Below are 25,165 nucleotides of genomic sequence, written 5' to 3' on the forward strand. Positions count from 1 at the left end.
CCGTCCGGGCGGGGGCCGCGGCGCGTCCGGACCCCGGGTCGTCAGACGGTCTGCGCGCGGAAGTACGCGACCGTCGCGAGCAGGAACGGCACGGCGAACCACCACCGGCCCATGGTCCGCCGGAACACCGGGGTAATGGTGATCAGCAGCCCCAGGAGACAGAAAACGAGGGAGATGGCGGCCATGAACCGGATGTCCTCGCGCACGCGGTAGTCGTAGGGGTCCGGCTGCATCTCCAGGGCGGCGTAGCAGAAGAACACCGCGGGGACGTAGACGAGGGCGAGCGGAACCCCGAGCACCCACTGCAGGCAGCCCCGGTCCTCGGGCAGGTCGACGTCTTCCCGGGGAAGCCTCAGCCGAGCGTCGCGCCACGCACCCATGCGATCACCCCCAGGACGAGCGGCGGGGCCAGCCACCACGGGCCCATGGCCCGGCGCACGCTCGGGATCAGGGTGACGAGCAGGCCCAGCACGCTCAGGGAGACGGCGAGGAAGCACATCGCGCCGACGTTCTCGTAGCCTTGGTGGTCCCACTCCGCCTGCGGCCCGGCGAACAGGGCCAAGGACACGGCAGCGCCGTTCAGCAGGTGGATGATCCCGAGCGGAACACCCAGCACCCAGCGCAGATATCCCCGGACTCCGGGCACGTCGCTGTTCTCGCACAGGTCCGTCATCGCATTGCATTCCTTGCCTGCCCGAGGCTGTCGACGAACCGGTCGCCGTAGCCTTGGGCCTTGGGGAGGTCCCAGTAGGGGCCTCCGTTGTACCGGGCGGCGATCTCCCGCATCTGGGCCTCCGTCATCTGATCGGCCGGGACGTCGGCGAGACCGCTCTCCGCCTTGATCTGAGCCAGGAAGCCGGCCGCTATGAACGCATTCTGCTTGGGGTCCTGGAGCGCCTCCTCCACCAGGGTCCGCTGGTGGTCCGTGAGGTTCGCCGGATCGTAGCCGAGCACTTCGGCGCCGCGGCGGAGCTGAATGGCGATCGGGCCGTACGAGGTCTCGTCCAGGTTCCCCCCGAGCCGCCACGGAAGGTTCTCGGGGATGACCGGGCTCAGCCCCCACGGAGCCGCGGCCTGCTCGCGGATGGTTCCGGTCACGTCGTCCATGAATCCGGGCTGCCAGCCCCCGACCTCCTGCCAGGCCACGCCGGCGAGGAGCTCCTCCGGGAGCCCCGCGTTCCTGGCGGCCGCCCGCAGGACTTCCTTGTTCTGGGAGACCCAATCCGCGTGCATGCCGTCCGTGACCACGGGGATCCAGTAGTTGTCCGCCGCATCCGGCAGTCCCGACACCCGCATCCGGATGTCGCGGAGCTGCGGGGAGACCGCGGTCTCCGGGCCGACGGGCCCGGACATCTCCCGCTTCGCGGCGCTGCCCGGCAGGTGGGTCAGCGGGCTGGTACGGGCCTCCAGTGCCTCCTGGCGGATGTCCGCCATCGCCGCGTACAGGTCGGGCCGGCTGCCGCCCCCCTTGACCTTGAACTCCGGCAGCAGCTCGTACGCCTGCTTCAGCGCGTGCACGCACGTGCTGCGCGCCTCCTGCTCGACCGTCTTCGCCAGGTGGAAGTCACCGCCCGCGGCGTCGTGGAGCCGGTTCGCCTCGTCGCGGATGTCGTCCACGTCCATGGCGACTTCGGCCAGGAAGTCGAGGACGCCGGTCGTGGCGCGCATGTCCTCCCACTGGCGCATCGGCTCCGCCTCCTGCGCCGTGCGGGTGACCGCGGTGCCCTTCGTCCCGATCAGCGCGGCGAGTGCACGCTCGGAGCGCTTGCCGTTGTCGTAGTGGGTCCTGGCGGTCGTGAGGGCGAGGGCGTACGCGTTCAGGGCGCTGGCCGCCTTGTCGTAGGCCTCGGCCATGTGGGTCACCAGCTGCCGGGCCTCGGCGAGCCGGCCGGTGTAGGTGTGGCTGCCGTCGCTCTGCCACTGCGTGCCGGTCTCCGCGCGCCGGGCGGGTTCCCCGACCTCGACGAGGAGATCGCGCAGCCGCCGGAACTCGGCCGCGTTGCGCTCGACGAGCGGCGCATTGCACTCCTGCAGGAACTGGACGTCCTTGCGGTAACTCAAGCCGCTCACTTGGCCTCCGGCTTCACGTACGTGCCCTCGTCGACGATCCGGGCGAGGAAGGACGCGGCGGTGTCGTCGTCCACGTGGGCAAAGCCGGTGCCGGTGGTCTTGAGGCGGGTGGCCAGGCCGGCGAACAGGGCGATGGTGTCCTTGAACTGGTCGTCGGCGAACCGGGCGAAGCGGAGGGCTTCCTTCGCCACGTCCTCGTGGGCGCGCGGTGCTCGGGCCATCGTGCCGGCGTCGCCGTCGGGGCGGCCCTCGTGGAGGAGCGCGGCGATCTCGATCAGCAGGTTCGCGTTGCCGTTGATGGAGGAGGCCCCGGCCACCAGGCTCCCCGCGTCGCCGCCGCCGGGCCCGGACGCCACCTGGGCGAGGCGCAGGGGGACGGGCCGCTCCCCGGCCTGCGCGGTGGCCTTGTGCTCGGCCCACTCCGCGTCGAATGACACCTGGTTCCCCCCGACGTGATCCGGTAATGCTGGCTGGATCATGTCCATGCTAATACCACCCGGAAATCGGCAGCCCGGCCGTCAAGAGAGCTTCCACAGGCGGATGGTGAAGTGGTGGGGTCAGGCGTGCGGGGCGAATCCCGTAGCAGAGTTTTCGCTCGCCGCCGGGTCGCGGGGGGCTGCGATCCGGCGTGCTTAGACGCATAAAGACCCAAAGAACCTGGGGAAAGAACCAACCAACCCAACCAAACCCGGCCCGTGTCGCTCGGACGGGTGAAACGTGCCAACTGGGCTGGATTTGGGGAGGGTTGGCTGGCATATGCTCGCCCCGACCACCTCAGAAAATGAGACGGCCCCCGACGGGACGGCAATCCCGGCCGAGGGCCTGACCAACAAGGAAGTCGACACCTTCCCAATGGCTCCACAGAACTTTAGCGCGCCGACGCGCGCAGCGGCCCGTGTTCGACCCGGGACCCCCCGATCCGGTGTCATCCACGTCAACACGCCACACACCCGTCACTTCACCGTGGTGGGCAACCACCTGCTCCAGCACGCCGACTTGTCGGCGACGGCGATCGGGGTCGCGGCCTACATCCAGTCGCTGCCGGACGGGGCCCCCGTCGGCGTCAAGGCGCTCACGGACCGGTTCCGCGAGGGGGAGATCCGGATCGCCTCCGCCCTGCGGGAGCTGGAGCGGCACGGCTACCTGGAGCGGCGGCGCGAGCGGCTGGCGACCGGGCAGGTGGTGACCCGGACGTTCTCGTACAACAGGCCGGGGGCCGTCGCGGGCCCCGTCGGCCCGCCGCCTTCCGATGCCCCGCCGCCTCCGGACGGCCCGCCTCCGCCTCCGCCCCCGGTCGGCCCGCCGCCTCCGGATGCCCCGCCTCCGCCCCCACCCCCACCCCCGTCACCGCCGGTCCAGGAGTCCGTGCCGGAGCCCGCCCTGGAGTCCGCCCCGGAGCCCGCGCCGGCACGGAGGGCCCGGGCTTTCGATGCGCTGCCCGTGCCGCTGGCGTTGCACCACGGTGCGGCCGATCTGCTCGCCGGGCTGCGGCGCTACGATCCGCGGCTCCTGCTGGCCGAGCGCGACGTGCGGCGGCTCGTGCCGGGGGCGTCGGCCTGGCTGGAGCGCGGGGCCGACCCCGAGGCGGTGGCGCAAGCACTGACCGGCGGCCTCCCCGAGCGCATGCGCGACCCCGCGTCCGTCCTCGCGTACCGGCTCACCACGCTGATCCCGCCGCACCTGCCCGCCGCCCCAGTGGTCCGGCGGCCCGCGCTGCCGGATCCGCTCCAGAACTGCAACGGCTGCGATCGCGCCTTCCGGGCCCCGGTGCCGGGGCGCTGCCGCGACTGCCCCCCGCGCGCCGCGTAGGGCGCGTGGGACGCGTAGGGCTCAGCGAGAGGTGACGGCCTGTTCCAGGAGGCCGTGCAGGGCGCGCTGTTCCTGCTGGGTGAGGCCGGACAGGGGGGAGTCCACGGCGAGGAGCGCGAGGAGGCGTTCGCGCAGTGCGGTGCCCTCGGCGGTGAGGACGAGGTGCTTGGCGCGGCGGTCCGTGGGGTGCGGGTGGCGCTCGACCAGGCTCTGCTTCTCCAGCTTGTCGACGACGAAGGTGGTGTTGGAGGGCTCGCAGCTCATGCGTTCGGCGAGCTCCCGCATGGTCATCGGCCCGCTCATCTCCCGCAGCGCCGTCGCCTGGGGCGCGGTGAGGCCGAGGGTGGCGGCACGCTCCCGCACGTGCTCGGCGATCCGCTGGGCCAGTCCGTTCACCAGGCCGCACAGCTGGCGCTCGGCGATCACCTGCTGCTCGGGGGGTGTCGTCATGCCACCACCCTAGCAAGTCCGTCAAGACTGAATATTTCCAGCTTGAATGATTCGAGCTTGATGCTTATGGTGACGTCGTCGCCGCGGGGAACGCCCCGCGGTCACCTGATGACGACTCACGGAAGAGGACCCATGGCTGACTTGACGGTGGACCAGGACGTGCGGCTGCGCCGGCCGGCGGGGATCCGCTCGATACGGCTGGGCGACACCAAGGTGTCGTACGTGCCGGACGGCGAGGTCCGCCTCCGGCCGCTGGGGCTGCTCCCGGACACCACCGACGAGGTGTGGGCCGCCCACCCGGAGTACCTGGACGCCGACGGCCACCTCGTGGGCAGCGTCGGCAGCCTGCTGGTGGAGCACGGCGACCGCGCCCTGCTGATCGACGCGGGCTTCGGCCCGCAGGAGTTCGACGTCGTGGTCGGTCCCCTCGCCACGGCCCGCGGCGGTGCGCTCCCGCAGCGCCTCGCCGAACTCGGGCGCCGCCCCGAGGACATCGAGGCGGTCGCCTTCACCCACCTCCACGCCGACCACCTCGGCTGGGCCTGCCACCCCGCCCCCGGCGGCGACCGGCCCCTGCTCGCCCACGCCGACTACCTGGTCTCCGAGGCGGAGTGGGGCGGGCGGGACCGGTCGGAGGTCCAGTACCTGGCCGAGCAGGTCGCCGCCCTCGCGCCGCGCGTGCGCACGGTCGCGGACGGGCAGGAGATCTTCCCCGGCGTACACGTGCGGATCGCCGCCGGCCACACCGTCGGGCACGCCGAGTACGTCATCACCGGGGGCGGGCGGCGCCTGATCGCCTTCGGTGACGCCATGCACTCGCCGATCCAGGTCGACCACCCAGAGTGGTCCTCGGGCTTCGACCACGACCAGGAGCGGACCGCCGACCACCGCCACCGCCTCGTCGCCGAGCTGGCGGAGCCCGGCACGATCGGCTTCGGCGTCCACTTCGCCGACGTCGTGTTCGGCCACGTCCAGCGGGACGGCGACGGTCCGGCCTGGCGCCCCCTGGATGCCTGACCGCTGGATCTGATGATGAGTATGGTGCTAGCTTCATTGGCACCATGTTGCTGAAGCTGAACATCGCGGACGACCGGCCACTGCACGAGCAGGTGGCCGGGGCCGTGCGGCGGGCCATCGCCGAGGGTGAATGTGCCCCCGGGGACCGGCTGCCGCCCGCGCGGGATCTCGCGCAGGCGCTCGGGGTGAACGCGAACACCGTCCTGCGCGGGCTGCGCGCCCTGCGTGACGAAGGGGTGCTGGAGTTCCGGCGGGGGCGCGGGGTGACCGTGGCCGCCGGGGCCGATACGCGCTCCGCGCTGCTGGAGCGCGTACGCGAGCTGGTGGCCGACGGGGCGCGCCTGGGCTACGGCAAGCAGGATCTCGTCGAAATGATCAAGGGGGCGCCGTGAGCGGGGCAGGCAGGGGCAAGGGCAGGGCCAGGGCCTTAGGGCTGGCCGGCTGGGTGGTCGGGGTCGCGGCGGTGCTGGTGGTGCTGCCTCTGGCGGCGAGCGCACGGCTGCCGGATCGGATGGCCACCCACTGGGGCGGCGGTGTCGGTGATTCCGGCGCACCCGACGGCTCGATGCCTTTCGGGGAGTCGATGGCCTTCCCGCTGGCGATCTGGTCCGTACTGGTCCTGGGGACCGCCGTGTTCGCCGTGACCCGGGCCCGGGCCGCGACCGTACTGCTGCCCGGCGGTGTGTTCCTGGTCGGCGCGCAGGCCTCGATCGTGCGGGCCAACCTGGACCACGAGGACTGGCGGCAGGCCGGTCCGGTGGACGGCCGGGTGCTGGCGGTGGTGCTCGCCGTGGCGGTCCTGGCGGCCTTCGCCGGAGTGGTGACCGACGGTCGGGGGCCGGTGGCGGCCGTGAGCCCGGCCGCCGATGGTCCCGTCATGGACATCCCCGCGGGTGAGCGGCTCGTATGGCTCGCGCGAACGTCGAACCCGTGGCTCCGGCTGACCGCCGCCGTCCTCGGAGCCGTCGCGGCCGTGGCCGCGATCGCCGGAGTGGGCGGGCTGCTCGGGCCGGTGTGGCAGCTCGTCGTGCCGTTGGGCGTCGCCTCCCTCGCGGTCCTCGCCTGCTCCTCCGTACGGGCACGGGTCACCGGGCAGGGGCTGGAGGTCGGCTTCGGGCCGCTCGGATGGCCCGTACGGCGCTGGGCCGCCGCGGACATCGAGTCGGCCCGCGCCGAGCACCGGCTGCCCTCCCAGGTCGGCGGATGGGGCTACCGGCTCAGCGGGCTCGGCACGACGGTGATGCTGCGCGCCGGGGAATGCCTGGTCGTCCGCTCCCGCGGCAAGGACTTCGCGGTGAGCGTCGACGACGCCGCCCGGGGTGCGGCCCTCCTCAACACCCTGGTCGCAGCCGCCCGTTCGGCCTCCTAGGAGCCTAGGAGGCGCTGCGGACCAGGCCGGCGGCCGCGCGGTGGTGGCTCGGGCGGGTGCCGTACACCCGCTGGAAGGCCACGCTCAGCCCGAAGGCGCTGCGGTAGCCGACCTGCCGGGCGATCGACTCCACCGTGGCCTCGGAGCGCACCAGCAGATCGGCGGCCAGGGCCAGCCGCCAGCCCGTCAGGTAGGCCATGGGCGGCTGGCCGACCAGCTCGCCGAAGCGGCGGGCGAGCGTCGCCCGCGATACGCCGGCCTCCTCGGCGAGCGCCGCCACCGTCCACGGCCGCGCGGGCCGGTCGTGGATCAGGCGCAGCGCCGGGCCCGCCACGGGGTCGCCCAGCGCCCGGTACCAGCCGGGCGGGTCGGATTCGGTGCAGGTGAACCACTCCCGCAGCGTGGACAGCAGCAACAGGTCCAGCAGTCGGTCCAGGACCGCCTGCTGGCCGGGGTCGTCCCGGCTGATCTCCAGGGCCGTGAGGTCCAGGATCGGGCCGGGCTCGCCGCCGTAGCGCACCACGAGCACCCGGGGGAGCGCGCTCAGCAGCCGCTCCGAGACCCGGCCGCCGACGTGGTAACTGCCGGTGAGCAGCACGTTCGGGGCGTCGGCGTCCAGGCTGTTCCCGCAGGTGCGCACGCCCAGGACGAGCTCCTCGCTGATCTCCGCGCCGTCCGCCGTCGTGCAGTGGTCGGGGCCGTGCACCACGTACAGCGGAGGCGCCACCGGGCCGTCTTCGGCGCCGCCGGCGGTGTCGGCGATGGTGAACGGCCGGCCCCCCACCACGATGGCCACGTCGCCGCGGTCGAGCGCGACGGGCTCGGCGTCGCCGCCGGGGAGGATCCGGCCCGCGCCGCGCAGCATGGTGACCAGGGTCAGGGGGGTCCGGTCGGCGAACCGGATCGACCACGGCGGGGCCAGGATGGCCCGGCTGAACAGGGCCCCGTCGGACCGGACTTCGTACAGCAGGCTCGCCAACGCATCCATACCGCAAGACCTTAGACGCTCAGACATCGATCTGAGCGGGAAGGCCATTCCACGCCTCAACGGAGGCGGCTTGACTGGCCGCATGACGACGAAACCGATACTGGTCCTCGGCAGCACCGGCAAGACGGGCCGCCGCGTGCTCTCCCGCCTCCGACAGCACGGACACGAGGTCCGGGCGGCCTCCCGGAAGGGGCCGACCCGCTTCGACTGGAACGACGAGAACACCTGGGAGCCGGCGCTGGCGGGGGCCGGCGCGGTCTATCTGGTCGACTCGCAGCAGAGCGACGCCGCGGCGTCGGTGCGCTCCTTCGCCGAGCTGGCCGTGGCCGGCGGTGTGGAGCGGCTGGTGCTGCTGTCGGCCCGCGACTGGGTGGTGCCGGACGGCGAGGAGAAGCTCCCCGCCGAGCGCGCGGTACGGGAGTCCGGCGCGCAGTGGACGATCCTGAAGCCGACGTGGTTCGCCCAGAACTTCAGCGAGGACCCCTTCTACCGCGGGCAGCTGCTCGACGGCGAGTTCGTGATGTCGACCGGGGACGGCATCGAGCCGTTCGTCGACGCCGAGGACATCGCCGACGTCGCGGTGGCCGCCCTCACCGAGGACGGGCACGGCGGTCAGGCCTACGAGCTGACCGGACCGCGGCTGCTGAGCCTGGGCGACGTGGTCGGGGAGATCGCCCGGGCCACCGGCCGGGACATCGCCTACCGCCCCGTCGCGGCGGAGGAGTACGCGGCCTACGCCCTCGGGAAGGGCCTGCCCGAGGACTACGTCGCCCTGCTGAACCTGCTCAACGGCTGGATCGAGGAGCGCCGCTTCGCCACCCTCGCCGACGGCGTGCAGCGCGCCCTCGGTCGGGAGCCCCGCGATTTCGCCGACTACGTCCGCCGCACCGCGGCGACCGGGGTGTGGCACTGATCCACACGGGTGGGGCGCCCATCCACACGGGTGGGGCGCCGATCCACACGGGTGGGGCGCCGATCCACACGGGTGGGGCGCCGATCTCCACGCGTGCGGCACAGATGGGTGTCCGTGGCACCGGTCGGTGTCAGTGGGGTGGAGCGTCCGTGAAGAAGGGCTCCAGGGGCTGGTCAGGCAGGGTTACCGCTACGTAAATTACCCGCGGTAACGCTCGTGCCGAGCCAAGGAGAGTGCGCCATGGGAGCCGAGCTGAAGCCGGCCGGGCCCGTCCGTTCCGTCGAACCCGTCACCACCGTGGTCGACGGGGTGGTGCGCGAGGTGCGGGTCCCCGCGCTGGTGGGACCGCCGCAGCGGGGATCCCTCGGGGACATCCCCTTCGACAACGCCCGGGAGGCCCCCGGCGAAGCGGTGCTCGCCCGCAAGGAGCGGGACGGCTCCTGGCGCGACGTCACCGCCGCCGAGTTCGCGGCCGAGGTGCTCGCCGTCGCCAAGGGCCTGATCGCCGAGGGGCTGCGCGAGGGCGACCGGCTGGCGATCATGGCCCGTACGACCTACGAGTGGACCCTGCTCGACTTCGCCGGATGGGCGGCCGGGCTGGTCACCGTACCGATCTACCCCACCTCCTCCGCCCTCCAGGCCCGCTGGATCATCCAGGACTCCGGAGCCGTGGCCTGCGCCGTCGAGGACACGGCGCAGGCCCGGCTCATCAGCAACGAGCGGGCCCACCTGCCGTGGCTCGCGCACCTGTGGGAATTCGACACCGGCGCCGTGGCCCGGCTGATCAAGGCCGGGGAGCGCATCCCCGACGCGGTGGTGCACAACAGGCGGCACGCCCGTACGCCGGACACCGTCGCCACCCTCATCTACACCTCCGGCACCACCGGGCAGCCCAAGGGATGCGTGATCACCCACGCCAACTTCTTCGCCCAGGTGGACAACGCGGTGGAGCTGCTGCACCCCGTCTTCAAGTCCGTCAGCAAGGACCCGGCCTCCACCCTCCTCTTCCTCCCGCTCAGCCACGTCTTCGGACGGATGGTGGCCATCGGCTGCATGCGGGCCCGCGTCAAGCTCGGGCACGCGCCCAGCATCAGTACCGAGGACCTCCTCGGCGACCTCGCCGGCTTCCGGCCGACCTTCCTCCTGGCCATCCCGTACGTACTGGAGAAGGTCTACAACACCGCCCGGGCCACCGCCGAGAGCATGGGCCGGGCCTCCTCCTTCGACCGGGCCGCCCGCATCGCGCAGCGCCTCGGCGAACTGGCCAAGGGCAAGGCCCCCGGGCTCGTGCTGCGCGCCGGCCGCGCCCTGTACGACCCGCTCGTCTACCGGCGGATCCGGGCCGCACTCGGCGGCCGCGTCCGCTACATCCTGAGCGGCGGCTCCCCGCTGGGCCGGCGGCTCGCCGCCTTCTACACCGGCGCCGGCATCGAGGTCTTCGAGGGCTACGGACTGACGGAGACGACCGGCGCGAGCACCGTGACCCCGCCGCAGCACCCCCGGCTCGGCACGGTGGGCTGGCCCCTTCCGGGCACGGCCGTACGGATCGCGGACGACGGGGAGGTGCTGCTGGGCGGCGGGCACGTCTTCGCCGGCTACTGGAACAGCGGGCACGCCCTCCCGTACGGGAGCTGGCTGGCCACCGGCGACATCGGGGAGCTCGACGCCGACGGGTACCTCACCATCACCGGCCGCAAGAAGGACCTGATCATCACCTCCGGCGGGAAGAACGTGGCCCCCGCACCCCTGGAGGACTGGCTGCGGGCCCACCCGCTGGTCGGCCAGTGCATGGTGGTCGGCGACAACCGGCCGTACATCACCGCGCTGATCACCCTGGAGCCCGACGGGCTGCAGCACTGGCGCCAGATGCACAAGAAGCAGGGCGTGCCGATGCGCGAGCTGGTGCGGGACGAGGCCCTGCTGGCGGACCTCCAGCGGGCGGTCGACGACGCGAACCGGCTGGTGTCACGGGCCGAGTCGATCCGCCGCTTCGCCGTCCTGCCCGGCGATTTCACCGAGGCCCGCGGCCACCTGACCCCGTCGATGAAACTCAAGCGGGGCGCGGTGGCCCGCGACTACGCGGACCGCATCGAGGAGCTGTACCGGGGCCCCCGAGACGCGTAGCCCCGGGCCGAGCCGCCGGGCGCCGGGCGGCCGGGCCGGGCCGGGCCGGGCCGCCGGCCGCCGGGCTCCGGGCGGCGGGCCGAGCGGTCCGGGCGGGCTTGGGCGCGGCGAGCCCGCCGGGCGTCCGCGCCGGACCCGCCGGGCACACGGCCGCCTGCCCCCGCGCGCCGGCGCCCACCCGGCGTCCGTGCCCGTGCCCGCCGGGTGTCTGCTGGGCGTCCGTGCCGGTGTCTGCCCGGCGTCCGTGCCGACGCCCGGCAGGCGTCCGTGCCTGACCTCGGGCCTGACCTTGAGCCGGCGCCCGCCCGGCGCCCACTCGGCGCCCACTCGGCGTCCGCCCGGCGCCCGGCCGGCGTCCGCCCGGTGTCTGCCCGGCGTCCGTGTCCGTGCCCGCCGGGTGTCTGCCGGGCGTCTGTGCTGACGCCCGGCAGGTGTCCGCGCCGGACCTCGGGCCTGACCTTGAGCCGGCGCCCGCCTGACGGCCGCCCGGCGTCCGTGCCCGTGCCCGCCGGGTGTCTGCTGGGCGTCCGTGCCGGTGTCTGCCCGGCGTCCGTGCCGGACCTCGCGCCTGACCTTGAGCCGGCGCCCCCGGCGTCCGTGCCCGACTTGCCCGGCGCCCGCCCCGGGCTTCCGTGGCGACGCCTGGCCGGTGCCCGCCGGGTGCCCGTGTCAGACCCTGCCCCGGCCCTCCGCCCCGTCGGGCGGGGGGTCGGGAGGCGGTCTAGGGTGCGGAGGGTCGGGGGGTCGTTCGAGGAGGGTGCTGTGCACCGTTCCCCCGCTCCTGCCGTCGTGGTCGCCTGCGCGCTGCTGCTGGCCTCGCTCGTGGCCGCACCGGCCCCCGGGCCCGCGCCTGCGCCGTCGGCCGTTCGCATCCGGTGGGGAGAGTGCCCCGAGCAGCCCGTCCCCGCCGGGATGCGGTGCGGGACCGTGGACGTACCGCTCGACCACGCCGCCCCGGCCAAGGGCACGGTCGCGGTGGCCCTGGCCCGGATCCCCGCCACCGACCGCGCGCGGCGCCTCGGCTCGCTCCTGCTGAACCTCGGCGGCCCCGGCAGCCCCGGCATCGCGAGCCTGGCCGCAGGCCACGCCGGGATCCTCGCCCGCCTCGGCGAGCGCTACGACCTCATCGCCTTCGACCCCCGCGGGGTCGGCCACAGCGAGCCCGTCTCCTGCGGCGGCTCACAGCAGACCGGCGAGGAGGCCGCCGCCGACACCACGGGGCTGCTGGCCGCCCTGCGCGCCGTGGCCGGGCGCTGCGCACTCGCCTCCGGCCCGGTCCTCCCGTACATGGGCACCGTCAACGTCTCCCGCGACATGGACGTGGTGCGCCGGGCGCTCGGGGACGAGAAGCTCAACTTCCTCGGCTTCTCCTACGGGTCCCGGCTCGGGGCCGTGTACGCCGCGCAGTTCCCCCGGAGCACCGGCCGGATGGTCCTCGACGGCGTCGGCACCCTCACCCAACCGCTGGCCGCGCGGGCGCTCGTCGCGGCGCGGGCCCAGCAGCGGGCCCTCGACGGTTTCCTCGCCTGGTGCGCCACCCGGCGGGACTGCGTGCACGGGACGGACCCCCGTACGGCCGAGGAGGAGGTCGCCGCCCTGGTGGCGCGGCTCGACGCGGAGCCGCTGCTCCGCCCCGACGGCTCGTACGGGACCGGGCAGGACGCCGTGGCCGCGATCGCCGCCGCCGTGGACGCGCGGAGCCGGTGGCCCGCGCTCGCCCGGGCGCTGTCCAGGGCCGAGCGGAACGGGGACCCGGCCGCCCTGCTGCAGCTCGGCGGCCCGTCGAGTCCATCGCGTCCGTCGGACCCCTCGGGCCCTCGGGACGGGGCCGGGCCGTCGGACGCCGCCGAGGCCCCGGTGCCCGCCGACAACGGCGCGGCCGCCCGGGTCGCCGTGAACTGCGCCGACGACCCCGACCGGTCGGGCGACCGGGCCACCACGGCCGGCGTCGAGCGGGAACTGGCCGACCTGGAGGGCGAGTTCCGGGGCGCCTCGGAGATCTTCGGGCCGCTGCAGCTGTCGGCCGTGCTCTCCTGCCACGGGCGGCCCGCCGGCACCGACTTCATCCGCCGGATCCACCACCCGGGCGCCCCGCGGATGCTGCTGGTCGCCGCCCGCGGCGACCCGGCGTCCCCGTACGCGTGGACGCGGGAGACCGCCGAGCGGCTGGGCTCGGCGGTGGTCGTGGACCACGGCGGCGCCGGCCACACCGGCTACCCGGCCTCGCCCTGCGTACGGGAGTACGTGGACCACTTCCTGCTCGACGGGCGCCTGCCACCCGGGACGCGCTCCTGCCCCGGCGGGGAGTGATCCCCGCCGGGGCCGCGCCGGATCAGCAGTTGGCGTGGGTGGAGCGGCCCGCGAAGCGGTCCGCCAGCCAGTTCCCGGCCGCTGGCGACGATGTCGCCGGGGCCGGGGGCGGAGGCCGTGGCGGCGCCGGCGGTCGGGATCGCGGCCGGGAGGGCCGAGACGGCCAGGGCGGCCTCGGCCGTTCCCCGCCTGGGATGCCGTATCAGGCGGCGCGCGCCCCGCGGCTGCCGCGCGGCGTCCGCCCGGCGGACTCGGGCCCGCTGCGGGCGGGCCTCATGGGGACGAGCGTGCCGGTGGTGGGGGTGGTGGGGGTGGTGTGGGTGCTGGGGGAGGCGCCGAGGGCGCCGGGGGCCACGCGTATGGCTCCCACAGCGATGGCGGCCTTGAGGAGAGCGAGGCGGTGGATGCTGGTCATGGGGTTCTCCTTCACGCTGTGGGGAGCGGGGCCCGGTCGGCCGGGATGCGGAGGCCGAGCCTCGTGCTTCCATTGGGCTCCGGCGGCAGCGACCCGTCACGCCACTCGATCTCGGGACTTGACAGCGGGCCGGGACCGGGGTGGCAGCTGAGGCCGGGGCCGGGCGAAGGGGTCTCACGACCGGCCTTCCCAAACGTTTGCTAACGTCAAGATTGACCAGTTCTTGGCGGCGTGCTCGGGGGAGGGTCATCGTGAACGCCGGGCCAGACGCGGGGAGTTCAGCCCCCATGGATGGACGAGATCGTCGACCGCATAACAGCGGACTTCGCGACGCTCCACGGATGAGGGAACCCCTGACCTCGGAGACCTGGGCGGACGCGCTCGACCTGTACGAGTCGAGCTACACCTTCGTCTCCGTTGCGCCCCGCGACCATGCGCAGTGGTGGCTCGACTTTGCCTCGATCGTCCGGCTGGAGGCCCGCGACCCGCGCGGATGGCGGTCGATCGATCCGGACGAGGAGGAGTTCGACCTCCGGGTGGATCCGATCTACCCGTGGCTCGCGCCTCCGGCCACGGCCGAGGAGGCGCAGCGGTTCCACAGCCAGGTGAGGGAGCTCCCCCGCTCCTCGGTCCGGTCACTGCTCGTGCTGCTCGGCATCCTCGGCCTGGACGTGGCGAAGGCATGGGACTGGGAACGGCGCCGCCCCGGGATGGAGCGGAGGGCCGATGTGATCATGTCCCGCTTCCCGAGCGATACGCGCTTCCATTCGAACGTCGGCTGGAAGGGCGACCACCCGGACTTCTGCGAGCAGCCCGTGACCCGGCTGAACCCGTTCAGCCGGTTCGGCTGGGACGCCGGGCTCATCGCCGTGAACGACGCCGAAGTCGGCGTGTTCTGGGCCTTCGACCCCACCTGACGTCAGGAAACCGATGCGGCAAGAACTGCATGCGCAAGCATGGGCCGACGCGCTCAAGCTGTACACGTGGGTCTGCACGTTCGTCGGCGTCGCACCGCGTGCGCACGACGAGTGGTGGCTCGACGTGGGGGCGGTCATGCGTCTGGAGACCCGGGACCCGCGGGGCTGGGAATCCATCGACCCCTACGAGGGTGAGGGTGAGGACGAGGACGAGCGTCTCGACGATCCGCTGTTCCCGTGGCGGGAGACGCCTTCCACACCTGTGGACGCGGAACGCTACCGGGGGCGGGTGGACGAAATCCCCCGGTCCTCGGTGCGGTCGCTGATCATCCTGCTCGGAGCCGGAACGAGCCGCCTGGACCTCTCCGCGTCACCGGGCTGGGAGGAACGCAAGCAGGAGACGGAACGCCGGGCCGAGACGATCCTGTCGCGCTTCCCCGACGGCACCCGCTTCTACACCAACCTCGGCTGGCAGAGCGACCACCCGGACTTCTGCACACAGCCCTTCCGGACCCACGACCCCTTCAGCCAGTACGACTGGGACGCCGGACTGATCGCCGTGAACGACGACGAAGTCGCCGTGTTCTGGAACTTCCTGTCCACCTGACCAGACCGCCGAACCGGGAAGCCCACGCGCTAGAAGCCCAGCCGGGCCGCCAGCTCCGCGATCGGCTCCCGCTCTCCGCGAGCCCCGCGATCGCCGCGTCCCGCCGCACGTGGTCCTTCAGCTGCTGGAAGGAGAGTGAGAGCAGGTACTGATGCTCGTCGCAGTACCTCCCGCATGTGTGCCAGGTCCGATTCGAGTGACGATGGTGAGCACTGTGGAATCGCCATCTCGGTAGGGGCCTTTACGGGAGAATGCGCGTAGTCCTTGGAAGGCGGGGGGAGCCGGTGGCGCAGCGTGTGATCGCGGGCAGGTATGAGTTGGAGAGGTTGCTGGGCCGGGGCGGGATGGGGGAGGTCTGGGCGGCCCGTGACAGCGTGATGGAGCGTGGGGTGGCGGTCAAACTGCTCCAGGAGCATCTCGGGACGACCGAGGGCGAGGAGCTGTTCTTCCGGGAGGCCCGCACAGCGGGGGCGCTGAGCCATCCGGGGATCGTAACCGTCCACGACCTCGGACGGGACGGCGACGGCACGCTCTACCTGGTAATGGAAAACGTTCCCGGGCGGAACCTGGGCGTTGTGCTGAAAGGTGGCCATCCGCCGGTCGCGGACGTCCTGGCGTGGACCGCGCAGGCCGCCGACGCGCTGCACGCCGCGCACACCGTCCGGATCCTGCACCGTGACCTCAAGCCTGCCAACCTGATGCTCACCCCGGCGGGCAGCGTGAAGATCCTCGACTTCGGAATCGCCCGCTACATCTCCACCCTGACCATTGCCAGCCGCGTCGTCGGCACGGTCGCCTACATGCCGCCTGAGCGGCTTCTGGGCAAGGTCGGCGACGCCCGCGGGGACCTGTACGCGCTGGGATGCGTGCTGTACGAGCTGCTGACCGGCCGCACCCCGTTTGGTGACCTCGACACCCCAGCTCTCATGTACGCCCATGTAAACACCCCGCCCGCACCGCCCTCCAGCCACCGCCCCGGCCTGCCGCCCCATCTCGACGCACTGCTGGCCGAACTCCTTGCCAAGGAACCGGGCGACCGGCCCGCCAGTGCCGCCGATGTCCGTGACCGCCTCAGCCACTCAGCCGCGTCCTCGCCTCCCGGACCACCGCCAACCCTGCGGGCAGAGCCCAGCCATCGGCTTGTCGGCACCGTCACCGGCGGTCTCCGGCCCCCGCCGGCCCGGCCCACCATGGCGAAGCCCGTCCATCAGCTCTGCTGGACGCACACCACCGGCGACTGGGTCTGTTCGTTGCCGGCGGTCGTGGATGGCACCGTCTACATCGGCAGTCACGACAAGCAGGTGTACGCGTTGGACGCGGCCACCGGCACTCCCCGCTGGACGCACACCACCGGCAGCACCTGGAGGTATTACCTCACCGCCTCATGGGCCACTTCGTCGCCGGCGGTCGTGGACGGCACCGTCTACGTCGGCAGCACGGATAAGAAGGTGTACGCGTTGGACGCGGCCACCGGTACCCCCCGTTGGACGCGCACCACCGGCGGCGGCGTCCAGTCGTCGCCGGCGGTCGTGGACGGCACCGTCTACGTCGGCAGTCACGACAAGAAGGTGTACGCGTTGGACGCGGCCACCGGTACCCCCCGTTGGACGCTCATCACCGGCGGCGCCGTCCAGTCGTCGCCGGCGGTCGTGGACGGCACCGTCTACGTCGGCAGCAGCGACTTCAAGATGTACGCGTTGGACGCGGCCACTGGCACCCCCTGCTGGACGCACACCACTGGCGGCGCCATCGACTCGTCGCCGGCGGTCGTGGACGGCACCGTCTACGTCGGCAGCACCGACAAGAACGTGTACGCGCTGGACGCGGCCACCGGCACTCCCCGCTGGACGTACACCACCGGCGGCGCCGTCCGCTCGTCGCCGGCGGTCGTGGACGGCACCGTCTACGTCGGCAGTCACGACAAGAAGGTGTACGCGTTGGACGCGGCCACCGGTACCCCCCGCTGGACGCTCATCACCGGCGGCCGCGTCGAATCGTCGCCGGCGGTCGTGGACGGCACCGTCTACGTCGGCAGCACCGACAAGAAGGTGTACGCGCTGGACGCGGCCACCGGGACCCCCCGCTGGACGTACACCACCGGCGATGCCGTCCGCTCGTCGCCGGCGGTCGTGGACGGCACCGTCTACATCGGCAGCACGGACAAGAACGTGTACGCGCTGGACGCGGCCACCGGTCGGGACGGTTCCCCATGACCGGTTGGAGAGGGGGGCGGGGGTTTCCCGTCGGTCTCATCGTCTTCCGTGGCGGGACGGTCCCTCAAGGGCGCTCCTTCGTCGCGTCGCTGCGCGATGGCCTGCGGCCACCCTTGACCGACCGTCCCGCCACGGAAATTCGAAGACAGCCGGGAAACCCCCAAAAGAACGGGCCGGGCGAACGGGGTAGGGACGGGCGTGTCGGTGGCCGACGGCCCGGTCCGGGCCGCGCGTCAGATCGCTACGCGGTTTCGCGGGTCTGGCGGCTGCCGGCCGTCTGGAGTTGGACATAAGCCGCCACCGCTTTGCTGGGTGGTGCGCGCGTCTTGGCGGCTGCCGGCCGTCTGGAGTTGGGCATAAGCCGCCATCGCTTTGGTGGGTGGTGCTGTGTGACGCGACCGCAGGATGATCGGGTGTCATGACGAACTGACTAGCATCGCCCCCATGACCACCGTAGTTGTGACGATCGCGCTGGCGTTCGTCGGATACGCGGCCACCTACCTCAACAGCATGCGCCTGTCGCAGCGCCAAGAGCGCCTGGCCCGCTTGAATCGCCAACTCAGTGACTTCTACGGGCCGCTCTTCGCGCTCACCGAGGCGAACAGCCGCATTTTCGCCGCGTTCATGGAACGCAATGCTCGTCCTGACGGCACGTCGCCCTTCGCGCACGAGATGCCACCGTCCGAGGAGGAGCTCGTCGAGTGGCGCTTGTGGGTCAGGACCGTCTTCCTCCCGAACATCCGGGCCATGCGCGACCTCGTCATCAGGCACGCCGACCTCCTGAGCGAGTCGGAGATGCCACCCATCCTGCTGCAGCTGTGCGCTCATGTGTCCGGGTACGAGATCACAGCCGCCCGTTGGGACCAGGGGAGCTACGACGAGCACCTCTCCATCGTGGCCTTCCCCAGCGAAGAGATCGCCGTATACGCACGGCGCGGGTTCGCCGACCTGAAACAGGAACAGGGCCGCCTGCTCGGCCGACGACGGACTCGCTGACGATCGGGAACCGGCCCTGGAGTGGACCGCGTCCAGTGATGCACAAGATCGACAACCGATCCGAAGGAGTTCGGCATGACCGGCACGGCCACGCGGTACCTCTATCTCGCCCGGCACGGCGAGGCGTTGCCGGACGAGAGCGGACTGACGGAGGACGGCCGCCGGCAGGCCACGTTGCTCGGCCGCCGACTCCAGGGGGTTCCCCTGGCCGCTGTCCACCACGGCCCGCTGCCCCGGGCCGAGCAGACCGCACGCTTGATCGGCGACCAGCTGAAGAACGTTCCCGTGCACTGCTCGGAAGCTGCCGGTGACTACGTTCCCCACATGCCGCAGAGGGAGGAACTCCCGGCGGAATCGGCCGACTACTACCTCCGCTTCCTCGAAGGCGCCTCCGCCGAGGAGCGGGAGCAGGGACCCGCGCTGACCCGCCGGGCCATGGACCTGTTCACCGGTCCGGTGGACGGCGAAGAGGACCGGCACGAACTGGTCGTCACCCACAACTTCCTGGTCGCCTGGCTCGTCCGGGACGCCATGTACGCACCGAAGTGGCGCTGGCTCGGCCTCAATCACGCCAATGCCGCCCTGACGGTCATCCGGTACGCACCCGGCCGGCCCGCCGCGGTCCTCTTCTCCAACGACATGCGGCACCTGCCCGCCGAACTCCGCTGGACCGGCTTCCCGCCCGAGTTGCACGTCTGACTCCTGGAGAGCCCGGGCGGGCGGGGAACCGATCTGCAGACACCAGCGCCCGCTCGAAGTGCTCCGCTCAGGGCGCGTTGATCCCGAGGTTCTGGTTGGTGGTGGCTGTTTCCGGGGAGGGGGGAGCAGCCCGCCTGAGGTGGTTGCGGACGGCCCGGGCACGGAACTGCCCGCCGGCGGCTTCCTCGCTCGGCACGGCGAACCGTCCGTGTCTCGCACCTTCGGCTACGACCTGGGCCGAGACCGCACCGCACCCGAACGACGCAATCGGCCGTGCCAGTCGGGCGAACGACACGCCTCGCCCGGACCATGCCCATAACCGGCCGGGCGGCGTTGGGGCGGTCATGGCTCACCTCACCCTCGCCCGCATCGTGTCGGGTGTCGCCCTGACCCTCGCCATCGGCCTTCTCTCCGCCCCTGTCGCCCAGGCCGCGCCCGCCACCGTGCGCCCGGTGCCCACTACGGGGGCCGGCGCCCTCAGCCTGGACAACCTGCTGTCGCTGCGCTTCCTCACCCCGACCGTCCAGGACGCGAAGCGCCAGGTCACCGGCCTTGTCCGCGGTCTGTCCCCGGCACCGACCACCGCCACCGCCCTCGGCGGCCTGCTCAAGTAGCGAAGCCACCCCCACCACCCCACCCGCGTTACGCCCCGCCCCCTGCGGGTATTGGCTTCCGCGGGAGAGGGGAGGCGGCGGGGTGCGAGGTGCTGCCGTGCGGAGGCTGGGGCGGGGGGTGGCCGGGGTCGGTGTGGTCGTGACGCTCTCGGTGGCCGGGTGGCTGGTGTGGCTGCTGCCCGGGCCGCAGATGGCGGCGGTGTTCGGCTTCGGGCCCGTGGACGGGGTCGTCTCGATCCACAAGTGCTACGAGGCCGCCGACGCCGAGGGCTATGCGACCGGTACCGACTGCACGGGCTGGTACACCCCCCGGCGGTCCGAGGAGGAGCCGGGGCGCGAGATCGTGCTGGACACGGCCGGAGACACGTACCGGTTCGGGACCGACGTCGAGGTCAGGACGGCGCGGGGACGGGCCTACGAGCTCTCCGGGAGCGCCGTGTTCAACTTCAGCACCGCCACCGGCCTGCTCCTCGTGCCGTTCCTGACGCTGGCGTCCTGGCTGTTCTCCTGCGCGCGCCACGGCAGGGTCGAGGACGGCGAGCTCTACTTCCTCGCGGCCATGGCCGGTCTGCTGGCCGCCATCGTGCTGGGGGCGGTGGCCGGCATGGCGGTCGGCATCGGCACGTTCATCTTCTGACGGTTCCGTCACTTGGACCGTCACCGCGGTCCAGGTCGTCCAGCATCCGCTGGAACGGCCTGCGCAGAACGACGGCGACCGGACCGGAGTCGGCGTGGGCGTAGGCGGTGAGTGCGGTGCGGGCTCTGGTCAGGGCGGGCACGATGTCGCGCGCGCCGTCGGCGGCGAGAGAGTCCTCGATGACCTCCGCCGTGGCGGCGGCGAGTCCCGGCAGGTGCCGGCCGGCGCGGCTGAGGTCGGCGGCCAGGTCGTCCCGGCCGGCGAAGGCGACGACCTCCCTGGCGAGCGTCGTGAGCTGCGCGGTCAGCCCGTCGGCGGTGGCGATACCGCCCGCCAGTTCTCGTACGGCCTCGCGGTGGCGGCGGCGCACGGGATTGAACCGCATGGCGCGTACGGCTTCGCGCGCGCGAGCGGCGTCGGCGTGGACGGCGTCGTTGTGGGCGTTGACGAGGGTGAGGTTGTCGCCGGCCGCCACGGGCCCGGTGGCGAGGGCCGCGGTGGTGGCGGTGAGCGCCCGGGTCAGGTGGGTGCGGCAGTCGGCGGCGAGGGCCGACAGGGTGCGCCGCGGATCGGGCGGCCACAGGAGCGGGGCCAGCACGATGGTCACCGCCGCACCGGCCACGGTCTCCCAGAGACGGTCCAGGGCGTACGCGTCGGGTGAGGCGCTGGCGAAGACCAGCAACGACGAGGCCGCCACCTGGATGTTCAGCCCACCACCGGCCCGGAGCAGCATCCCGGCCCCCAGGCCCAGGGTCACCACCAGGGCGAGCGTCCCCGTGGAGGGGCTCAACAGGTTGAGGGCCACGATGGCGATCACCACGCCAGCCACGACCCCGAGGACCCGCTGCAGCGAGGCCCCCAGGGCGGTGAACGGGTCGCCGCGCAGGGCGACGAGCGGAACGACCGCCGCGAACACCGGGGGCTGGTCGGCGCCCAGCCACAGGGCGACCTGCCATGCGGCCACGACGGTGACCACGATGCGCGCCGCGGCGGGCCCGTCGGTACGCAGGATGTCCTGCGCCCCGGCCGCATGGGCCCGCAGGCCGGCGCCGACGGGGCGGTTCATCCGTACAGCGTGCAGCGGTCGGGCGGCCCACCGCCTCCATTGGGCCGGAGGCGGCATGTCGCTGCTCGGAGGTCTACTCCGGCAGGCGGGCCGCGGTGATCCCGTACAGGAAGGCGTTCCAACTGGCCGGGGCCACCGAGAGGTGAGGGCTGGCCGACACCTTGGAGTCGCGGACGTGGACGGCGGCGGGGCAGGCGGCGACCTCGACGCACTGGCCGCCCTCGCCGCTGCTGTAGCTGCTCTTGAACCAGGCCAGGTCTGCGGTGTTCATAGGTCTCCCAGCGTCTTCTCGATCAGGTCCAGGGACTCGCTGGGCCTGAGCGCCTCTGCCCGGATGATTCCATAGCGCTCGGCCATGATGCGTACCTGCGCCGGGTCGGTGATGAGGTGGGGACGGGTGTAGCTCTCGATGTAGGCGACCTGGGCACGTCCCTTGGGGTGAAGGAGCGTGAACGAGCCGTCCATGGCCGCTTGTTCTCCGCGTGCGAACGGCACCACCTGGAGTTCCACCGTACGGAGCTGCCCCACCTCCAGGATCCGTCCTAGTTGCTCCCGGTGCACCTCGCGACCGCCGACCTGACGGTGTAGAAGGCTCTCGTCGAGGACCAGGCTGATAGTGGGGGAAGGCCACTGCTGCAGGATCTGTTGGCGGTCCAGTCGATCCTGGACACGCTTCTCGATGGTCTCCTCGTCGAGCAGTGGGCGCCGCTTGGTGAAGATCGCGCGGGCATGGGCCTCGGTCTGAAGCAGCCCCATCAGCCCTTGGTGGCTGTAGTCGTGGATGGCGTCGGCGGTGGCCTCCGCGACGGCATAGTCCCGGAACCAGTCCGGATGCCGCGTCCGGGCCCGTTTCAGGGCCTCCTTGACCTCCGGGATCGCCACCAGCAGGACCCCTCGTGCCTGGAGGATCCGGTCCGCGCGTTCCAGGAGGTCCGGCTGGGGGGTGCGGACGCCGCGTTCGATCGCGCCGATGAGGTCCTCGCCGACGTTCAGGCGGGTGGCGAGTTCCTTCTGGAGGAGGCCGGCCGCCTCGCGGAGGGTTTTGATCTGTTTGCCCAGGGCGCGGAACAGGTGGGCCGTGCCGTCCGCCTCCACCGGGCGTTCGGGGCGTTCTTCGCGGTCTGACAGGTCGTTCATCGGCTGAACCGCCCTCATCCGTACGGGCCGTACACGAACAGGCCGACGTCCCTACGGATCACCGTCGTAGCGCCGCCGTCACTGGAAAGCGTAAGGCGCGGTCGCCACGCTCGGTGAGGTGACGACCGAATTGAGTGACATGGCACTGGCCTTCCGGCAGCGGTTCAGTTCGACGCGCCGCGGGGCCCGGCTCGCCCGGCGGCTCGCGCAGGCGCAGCTGGCCTTCTGGGGCGTGCCCTACGGCTGCCCGCTCTCCGACGACGTGGGGCTCGTCGTCGGGGAGCTCGCCGCCAACGCCGTACTGCACGGGCGGGTGCCGGGGCGGGACTTCGAGCTGCGGATGGGGTACGACGGAGGGCAGCACGTGCGCGTCGCGGTCAGCGACACCCGGGAGGACGCGAGCCCGCCGGGGGAGCCGTCGGCGGTCGATCCGTGGTCGGCGGAGGGCGGGCGGGGGCTGCTGGTGGTGCAGGCGCTGGCGCGGGAGTGGGGCGTGGCGCCGAGGGGGCGGGGGCCGGGCAAGACCGTGTGGGCGGACCTGTCGGGCACGGGTGCCCGGTGATCCACCTCGCGGGGTGATCGCATGCCGGAGTCCTGCCCGGTCGGCCGTACGACGCGAAGGGCCGGCGCCGTGGCGGCGCCGGCCCTGGGAGACGGGACCGGCTAGCGGACGTCGTCCGCTTCCTCTTCATCGGCCGGGACATCGACCTCCGGGTCGAGGCCCGCGTCGGGTGCGGGTGCGGGGGCGGTCTGGGGGGCGTCGGCCGGGGGCTTGGGCGCCGGCTTGGCGTCGGGCTTCGGCTCGGGCTTCGGCTCCGGCTTGGGCCAGGGCTTCACGTCGGGCTGCGGCTTCACCTCCGGCGCGGGCTTGACGTCGGGCTGGGGCAGCGGGGCCGGTGCGGGGTCCGGCTGCGGGGCGTTCGGCACCGTGGGCGTGGGCTCCGGCCTCGGCTGGGGCCTGTTGCTCTGGCGCTCGATCGCGAAGGCCTCGGTCGTGCCCGTGGTGATGGGGGGACGTGCATCGCCGTTGACCAGGTTTCCGATGGCGTACACGCAGTGGTGCCTCGTGTCCTTGGGGCACGGCGCCGCGGCCACGCCGTGTTCCGTGTGGCCCGTCGGCGTGGAGGGCAGCGTCACCCATGCGCTGGTCACTGGGGTGTAGGCCTCGACCGTGGTCAGGCCCGGGGCGCCGGGGGTGGCGCTTCCTCCCACGGTGTAGATGCAGCCGTTGCTCATGCCGTCGGGGCAGGGGGCTGTTGCCGCCCTCCCGGTGATGCGGGCGGTCGGGATCTCGGCCGCGGGTCCCCATTGGTTGTTGACGGGGTTGTAGAAGTCCACCGAGCGCGGGTTGGTGTTGGTCCCGCTGATGGCGTACACGCAGAGGTGCCGAGGGTTCGGGTCCCCGGGGCAGGGCGCGGACGCACCGGCGTGATTGCTTCGGGTGGTCGGCAGGGTCGCCACGGAGGCCCAGCGGTTGGTGGCCGGGTTGTACGCCTCGGCCGTGCCGGTGGCGCCGGTGTTGCCGCCGAAGACGTACACGCACGTGCCCCGCAGGCCTTCGGGGCACGGCGCCGTGGCCGCCGCCGCGTTGACCCGGGCCTGCGTCAGGGGTGTCAGGGACAGCCACGCGTTGGTCTCCGTGCTGTACGCCTCGGCGGCCCTGCCCGCGGTGTCGGCACCCCCGAGGAGGTAGACGCAGTCGCCCCGTACCCCGTTGGGGCAGGGCGCCGTCGTCGCCGCGGCCCCGACGCGGGGGGGCTTCAGCACCGGCAGCGTGGCCCAGGTGCCGCTGGCGGGGCTGTACGCCTCGAACTTCTCCGGAGACGGGACGCCGCCGGCGACGTACACGCAGGTGCCGCGCAGCCCCTCCGGGCAGTCCGCGCCCGTGCTCGCCAGCCCGGCACGCGCCGTCGGCAGGTCCGGGACGTGGATCCACACGCCCTGGGCGGTGGCGGTGGTGGCTGACAGGGCCAGCAGCGGGGCCAGGGCCGCGACGGCCAGCCGCCGCCAGCCCCGATGCCCGGTCCGACCGGGCGGCGATTCGTCTTGGTCACTTCGCGCAGTGCGCCTCATGGGGCACCTCTCGTGGCATGCCTCGGCACGGTCTGCCGCGGCGGAAGGCGGGGCACCTGCGAAATTACATAGGGTCATATGGCGTCGCTCGTCGTGACGGCCATATGCGTCAACGCCCCGCCGCCAGGCACCGGACCAACCGGCGCCAGGTCATTCCTTGGCGGCCCGGCCCTCGCCGGCCATGAAGCGCCAGACCAGGGCGTGCCCCAGCACGATCAGGCCGATCAGCATCAGCGCCTCGGCCTGGATGGGGTCCAGCCCGAACGGCTCGGCGAGTTCGGGGACCGCGCCGACCACGGCGATCAGGGCGTAGAGCAGCGCGGCGCCGGCCTGCTGCCAGGTCAGGAAGCGGTCTCCGCGTGCCCGGGCCAGCAGCCGCAGGGTGCTCGCGCAGCCGACCAGCGCGAGGACGATGAAGGCCGCCCGCCAGACCTGCGGCTGCTCGCTACCGCCGACCTGGGCGAACAGGCCCATCAGGGCGGGCAGCAGGAAGGACAGGTGAGGACGATGAAGGCCGGCTCGGTGATTCCGCCGGAGTCCCCTGAGCCGTCGGCCGCGGCAGGGCTCGCGCCCGCACCTGCACCCGCACCCGTCGCGAGGAGCGCGGCGAGGAAGGCGGCGGCGATCCTTGGCGAACGGAACACGAGACTCTCCCAGAAGCAGGCCGGACGGACGTCATGGCACTCTCGCAGCGGCGGCTCTGCCATGGCGTGCGCCCGGGGCCGGGACACGTCTGAAGGC

The 25,165-nt window shown here is 72.8% G+C and carries 28 protein-coding genes; 15 read left to right on the forward strand and 13 right to left on the reverse strand.

The annotated features are described in order from the left end of the window. Positions 1 to 41: 41 nt before the first annotated feature. From ACIPYQ_RS05385 to ACIPYQ_RS05400, 4 genes are read right to left on the reverse strand one after another with little or no spacing between them, the layout of a single operon-like run. Positions 42 to 380, reverse strand: a complete 339-nt coding sequence (locus ACIPYQ_RS05385) for a hypothetical protein (protein WP_401246355.1) — start codon at positions 378 to 380, stop codon at positions 42 to 44. Continuing rightward, positions 353 to 673, reverse strand: coding sequence for a hypothetical protein (locus tag ACIPYQ_RS05390; protein ID WP_401246358.1), 321 nt, complete (start codon positions 671 to 673; stop codon positions 353 to 355). The genes ACIPYQ_RS05385 and ACIPYQ_RS05390 overlap by 28 nt, the downstream gene beginning before the upstream one ends. Continuing rightward, complete coding sequence (locus ACIPYQ_RS05395; RefSeq protein ID WP_401246361.1) at positions 670 to 2,070, reverse strand: hypothetical protein; 1,401 nt, start codon at positions 2,068 to 2,070, stop codon at positions 670 to 672. Before ACIPYQ_RS05395 ends, ACIPYQ_RS05390 begins: the two co-directional genes overlap by 4 nt. Continuing rightward, positions 2,067 to 2,507, reverse strand: coding sequence for a hypothetical protein (locus tag ACIPYQ_RS05400; protein ID WP_401246364.1), 441 nt, complete (start codon positions 2,505 to 2,507; stop codon positions 2,067 to 2,069). The genes ACIPYQ_RS05395 and ACIPYQ_RS05400 overlap by 4 nt, the downstream gene beginning before the upstream one ends. A 529-nt stretch (positions 2,508 to 3,036) precedes the next feature. Here ACIPYQ_RS05400 and ACIPYQ_RS05405 point away from each other — a divergent pair. Then, a complete protein-coding gene (locus ACIPYQ_RS05405) occupies positions 3,037 to 3,879 on the forward strand; it encodes a helix-turn-helix domain-containing protein (RefSeq protein WP_401246367.1) in 843 nt (280 codons plus the stop codon). Positions 3,880 to 3,900: 21 nt separating this feature from the next. On the opposite strand, the gene ACIPYQ_RS05410 is transcribed toward ACIPYQ_RS05405, so the two are convergent. Next, positions 3,901 to 4,329 (reverse strand): MarR family transcriptional regulator, encoded by a 429-nt coding sequence (locus ACIPYQ_RS05410; protein WP_361770535.1) that lies wholly within the window; start codon positions 4,327 to 4,329, stop codon positions 3,901 to 3,903. A gap of 132 nt (positions 4,330 to 4,461) precedes the next feature. Between ACIPYQ_RS05410 and ACIPYQ_RS05415 the strand changes: the two genes are divergently transcribed. The 3 genes from ACIPYQ_RS05415 to ACIPYQ_RS05425 are packed head-to-tail and all read left to right on the forward strand — an operon-like array spanning position 4,462 to position 6,715. Then, positions 4,462 to 5,346, forward strand: a complete 885-nt coding sequence (locus ACIPYQ_RS05415) for an MBL fold metallo-hydrolase (protein ID WP_401246371.1) — start codon at positions 4,462 to 4,464, stop codon at positions 5,344 to 5,346. 44 nt (positions 5,347 to 5,390) lie between these two features. After that, positions 5,391 to 5,738 (forward strand): GntR family transcriptional regulator, encoded by a 348-nt coding sequence (locus tag ACIPYQ_RS05420; protein WP_361770541.1) that lies wholly within the window; start codon positions 5,391 to 5,393, stop codon positions 5,736 to 5,738. Beyond that, positions 5,735 to 6,715 (forward strand): DUF1648 domain-containing protein, encoded by a 981-nt coding sequence (locus ACIPYQ_RS05425; protein ID WP_401246375.1) that lies wholly within the window; start codon positions 5,735 to 5,737, stop codon positions 6,713 to 6,715. Before ACIPYQ_RS05420 ends, ACIPYQ_RS05425 begins: the two co-directional genes overlap by 4 nt. Positions 6,716 to 6,719: 4 nt before the next feature. Here ACIPYQ_RS05425 and ACIPYQ_RS05430 read toward each other — a convergent pair whose 3' ends face one another. Continuing rightward, on the reverse strand, positions 6,720 to 7,703 hold the full coding sequence (locus ACIPYQ_RS05430; protein ID WP_401246378.1) for an AraC family transcriptional regulator: 984 nt from the start codon (positions 7,701 to 7,703) through the stop codon (positions 6,720 to 6,722). 82 nt (positions 7,704 to 7,785) lie between these two features. Here ACIPYQ_RS05430 and ACIPYQ_RS05435 point away from each other — a divergent pair, with 82 nt between their 5' ends. The 3 genes from ACIPYQ_RS05435 to ACIPYQ_RS05445 all read left to right on the forward strand — a co-directional run bounded on the left by ACIPYQ_RS05435 (position 7,786) and on the right by ACIPYQ_RS05445 (position 13,050). Continuing rightward, positions 7,786 to 8,616, forward strand: a complete 831-nt coding sequence (locus ACIPYQ_RS05435; protein WP_401246380.1) for an NAD(P)H-binding protein — start codon at positions 7,786 to 7,788, stop codon at positions 8,614 to 8,616. A 240-nt stretch (positions 8,617 to 8,856) separates the two neighbouring features. Continuing rightward, positions 8,857 to 10,740 (forward strand): AMP-dependent synthetase/ligase, encoded by a 1,884-nt coding sequence (locus ACIPYQ_RS05440; protein ID WP_401246383.1) that lies wholly within the window; start codon positions 8,857 to 8,859, stop codon positions 10,738 to 10,740. A 762-nt stretch (positions 10,741 to 11,502) separates the two neighbouring features. Next, positions 11,503 to 13,050: an alpha/beta hydrolase gene (locus ACIPYQ_RS05445; RefSeq protein WP_401246386.1), complete on the forward strand. Its 1,548-nt coding sequence runs from the start codon at positions 11,503 to 11,505 to the stop codon at positions 13,048 to 13,050. A 202-nt stretch (positions 13,051 to 13,252) separates the two neighbouring features. On the opposite strand, the gene ACIPYQ_RS05450 is transcribed toward ACIPYQ_RS05445, so the two are convergent. After that, entirely contained in the window at positions 13,253 to 13,465 is a 213-nt protein-coding gene (locus ACIPYQ_RS05450) for a hypothetical protein (RefSeq protein ID WP_401246389.1), read from the reverse strand. Between the two features lie 341 nt (positions 13,466 to 13,806). Between ACIPYQ_RS05450 and ACIPYQ_RS05455 the strand changes: the two genes are divergently transcribed. From ACIPYQ_RS05455 to ACIPYQ_RS05485, 7 genes are all read left to right on the forward strand, one after another. Next, a complete protein-coding gene (locus ACIPYQ_RS05455; protein ID WP_401246392.1) occupies positions 13,807 to 14,382 on the forward strand; it encodes a hypothetical protein in 576 nt (191 codons plus the stop codon). Between the two features lie 13 nt (positions 14,383 to 14,395). Next, positions 14,396 to 14,989 (forward strand): hypothetical protein, encoded by a 594-nt coding sequence (locus tag ACIPYQ_RS05460; RefSeq protein ID WP_401246395.1) that lies wholly within the window; start codon positions 14,396 to 14,398, stop codon positions 14,987 to 14,989. A 284-nt stretch (positions 14,990 to 15,273) separates the two neighbouring features. After that, positions 15,274 to 17,202 (forward strand): PQQ-binding-like beta-propeller repeat protein, encoded by a 1,929-nt coding sequence (locus tag ACIPYQ_RS05465; RefSeq protein ID WP_401246398.1) that lies wholly within the window; start codon positions 15,274 to 15,276, stop codon positions 17,200 to 17,202. 444 nt (positions 17,203 to 17,646) lie between these two features. Continuing rightward, positions 17,647 to 18,198 carry a hypothetical protein gene (locus tag ACIPYQ_RS05470; RefSeq protein ID WP_401246401.1) on the forward strand — a complete coding sequence of 184 codons (552 nt, stop codon included), beginning with the start codon at positions 17,647 to 17,649 and terminating at the stop codon, positions 18,196 to 18,198. A gap of 75 nt (positions 18,199 to 18,273) precedes the next feature. Next, positions 18,274 to 18,897, forward strand: a complete 624-nt coding sequence (locus ACIPYQ_RS05475; protein WP_401246404.1) for a histidine phosphatase family protein — start codon at positions 18,274 to 18,276, stop codon at positions 18,895 to 18,897. Between the two features lie 344 nt (positions 18,898 to 19,241). After that, the gene (locus ACIPYQ_RS05480) at positions 19,242 to 19,511 is read left to right on the forward strand and encodes a hypothetical protein (RefSeq protein ID WP_401246407.1); all 270 of its coding nucleotides are present in this window, start codon (positions 19,242 to 19,244) and stop codon (positions 19,509 to 19,511) included. 97 nt (positions 19,512 to 19,608) lie between these two features. Then, positions 19,609 to 20,148, forward strand: a complete 540-nt coding sequence (locus ACIPYQ_RS05485; protein ID WP_401246410.1) for a hypothetical protein — start codon at positions 19,609 to 19,611, stop codon at positions 20,146 to 20,148. On the opposite strand, the gene ACIPYQ_RS05490 is transcribed toward ACIPYQ_RS05485, so the two are convergent. The 3 genes from ACIPYQ_RS05490 to ACIPYQ_RS05500 all read right to left on the reverse strand — a co-directional run bounded on the left by ACIPYQ_RS05490 (position 20,138) and on the right by ACIPYQ_RS05500 (position 22,351). Then, positions 20,138 to 21,214: an FUSC family protein gene (locus ACIPYQ_RS05490; RefSeq protein WP_401246412.1), complete on the reverse strand. Its 1,077-nt coding sequence runs from the start codon at positions 21,212 to 21,214 to the stop codon at positions 20,138 to 20,140. The genes ACIPYQ_RS05485 and ACIPYQ_RS05490 overlap by 11 nt on opposite strands. 73 nt (positions 21,215 to 21,287) lie before the next feature. Then, positions 21,288 to 21,485, reverse strand: a complete 198-nt coding sequence (locus tag ACIPYQ_RS05495) for a DUF397 domain-containing protein (RefSeq protein WP_401246415.1) — start codon at positions 21,483 to 21,485, stop codon at positions 21,288 to 21,290. Next, positions 21,482 to 22,351, reverse strand: a complete 870-nt coding sequence (locus ACIPYQ_RS05500) for a Scr1 family TA system antitoxin-like transcriptional regulator (protein WP_401246418.1) — start codon at positions 22,349 to 22,351, stop codon at positions 21,482 to 21,484. Before ACIPYQ_RS05500 ends, ACIPYQ_RS05495 begins: the two co-directional genes overlap by 4 nt. Before the next feature lie 139 nt (positions 22,352 to 22,490). Here ACIPYQ_RS05500 and ACIPYQ_RS05505 point away from each other — a divergent pair, with 139 nt between their 5' ends. Continuing rightward, positions 22,491 to 22,913 carry an ATP-binding protein gene (locus tag ACIPYQ_RS05505; protein ID WP_401247654.1) on the forward strand — a complete coding sequence of 141 codons (423 nt, stop codon included), beginning with the start codon at positions 22,491 to 22,493 and terminating at the stop codon, positions 22,911 to 22,913. 101 nt (positions 22,914 to 23,014) lie between these two features. On the opposite strand, the gene ACIPYQ_RS05510 is transcribed toward ACIPYQ_RS05505, so the two are convergent. The 3 genes from ACIPYQ_RS05510 to ACIPYQ_RS05520 form a co-directional block, all read right to left on the reverse strand. Beyond that, positions 23,015 to 24,424: a Kelch repeat-containing protein gene (locus tag ACIPYQ_RS05510; RefSeq protein WP_401246421.1), complete on the reverse strand. Its 1,410-nt coding sequence runs from the start codon at positions 24,422 to 24,424 to the stop codon at positions 23,015 to 23,017. A gap of 150 nt (positions 24,425 to 24,574) precedes the next feature. Continuing rightward, positions 24,575 to 24,898, reverse strand: coding sequence for a hypothetical protein (locus tag ACIPYQ_RS05515; protein WP_401246424.1), 324 nt, complete (start codon positions 24,896 to 24,898; stop codon positions 24,575 to 24,577). Next, the gene (locus ACIPYQ_RS05520; RefSeq protein ID WP_401246427.1) at positions 24,898 to 25,068 is read right to left on the reverse strand and encodes a hypothetical protein; all 171 of its coding nucleotides are present in this window, start codon (positions 25,066 to 25,068) and stop codon (positions 24,898 to 24,900) included. The genes ACIPYQ_RS05515 and ACIPYQ_RS05520 overlap by 1 nt, the downstream gene beginning before the upstream one ends. Between the last annotated feature and the right edge of the window lie 97 nt (positions 25,069 to 25,165).

Source organism: Streptomyces sp. NPDC090045, assembly GCF_044747975.1.
Classification (GTDB): domain Bacteria; phylum Actinomycetota; class Actinomycetes; order Streptomycetales; family Streptomycetaceae; genus Streptomyces.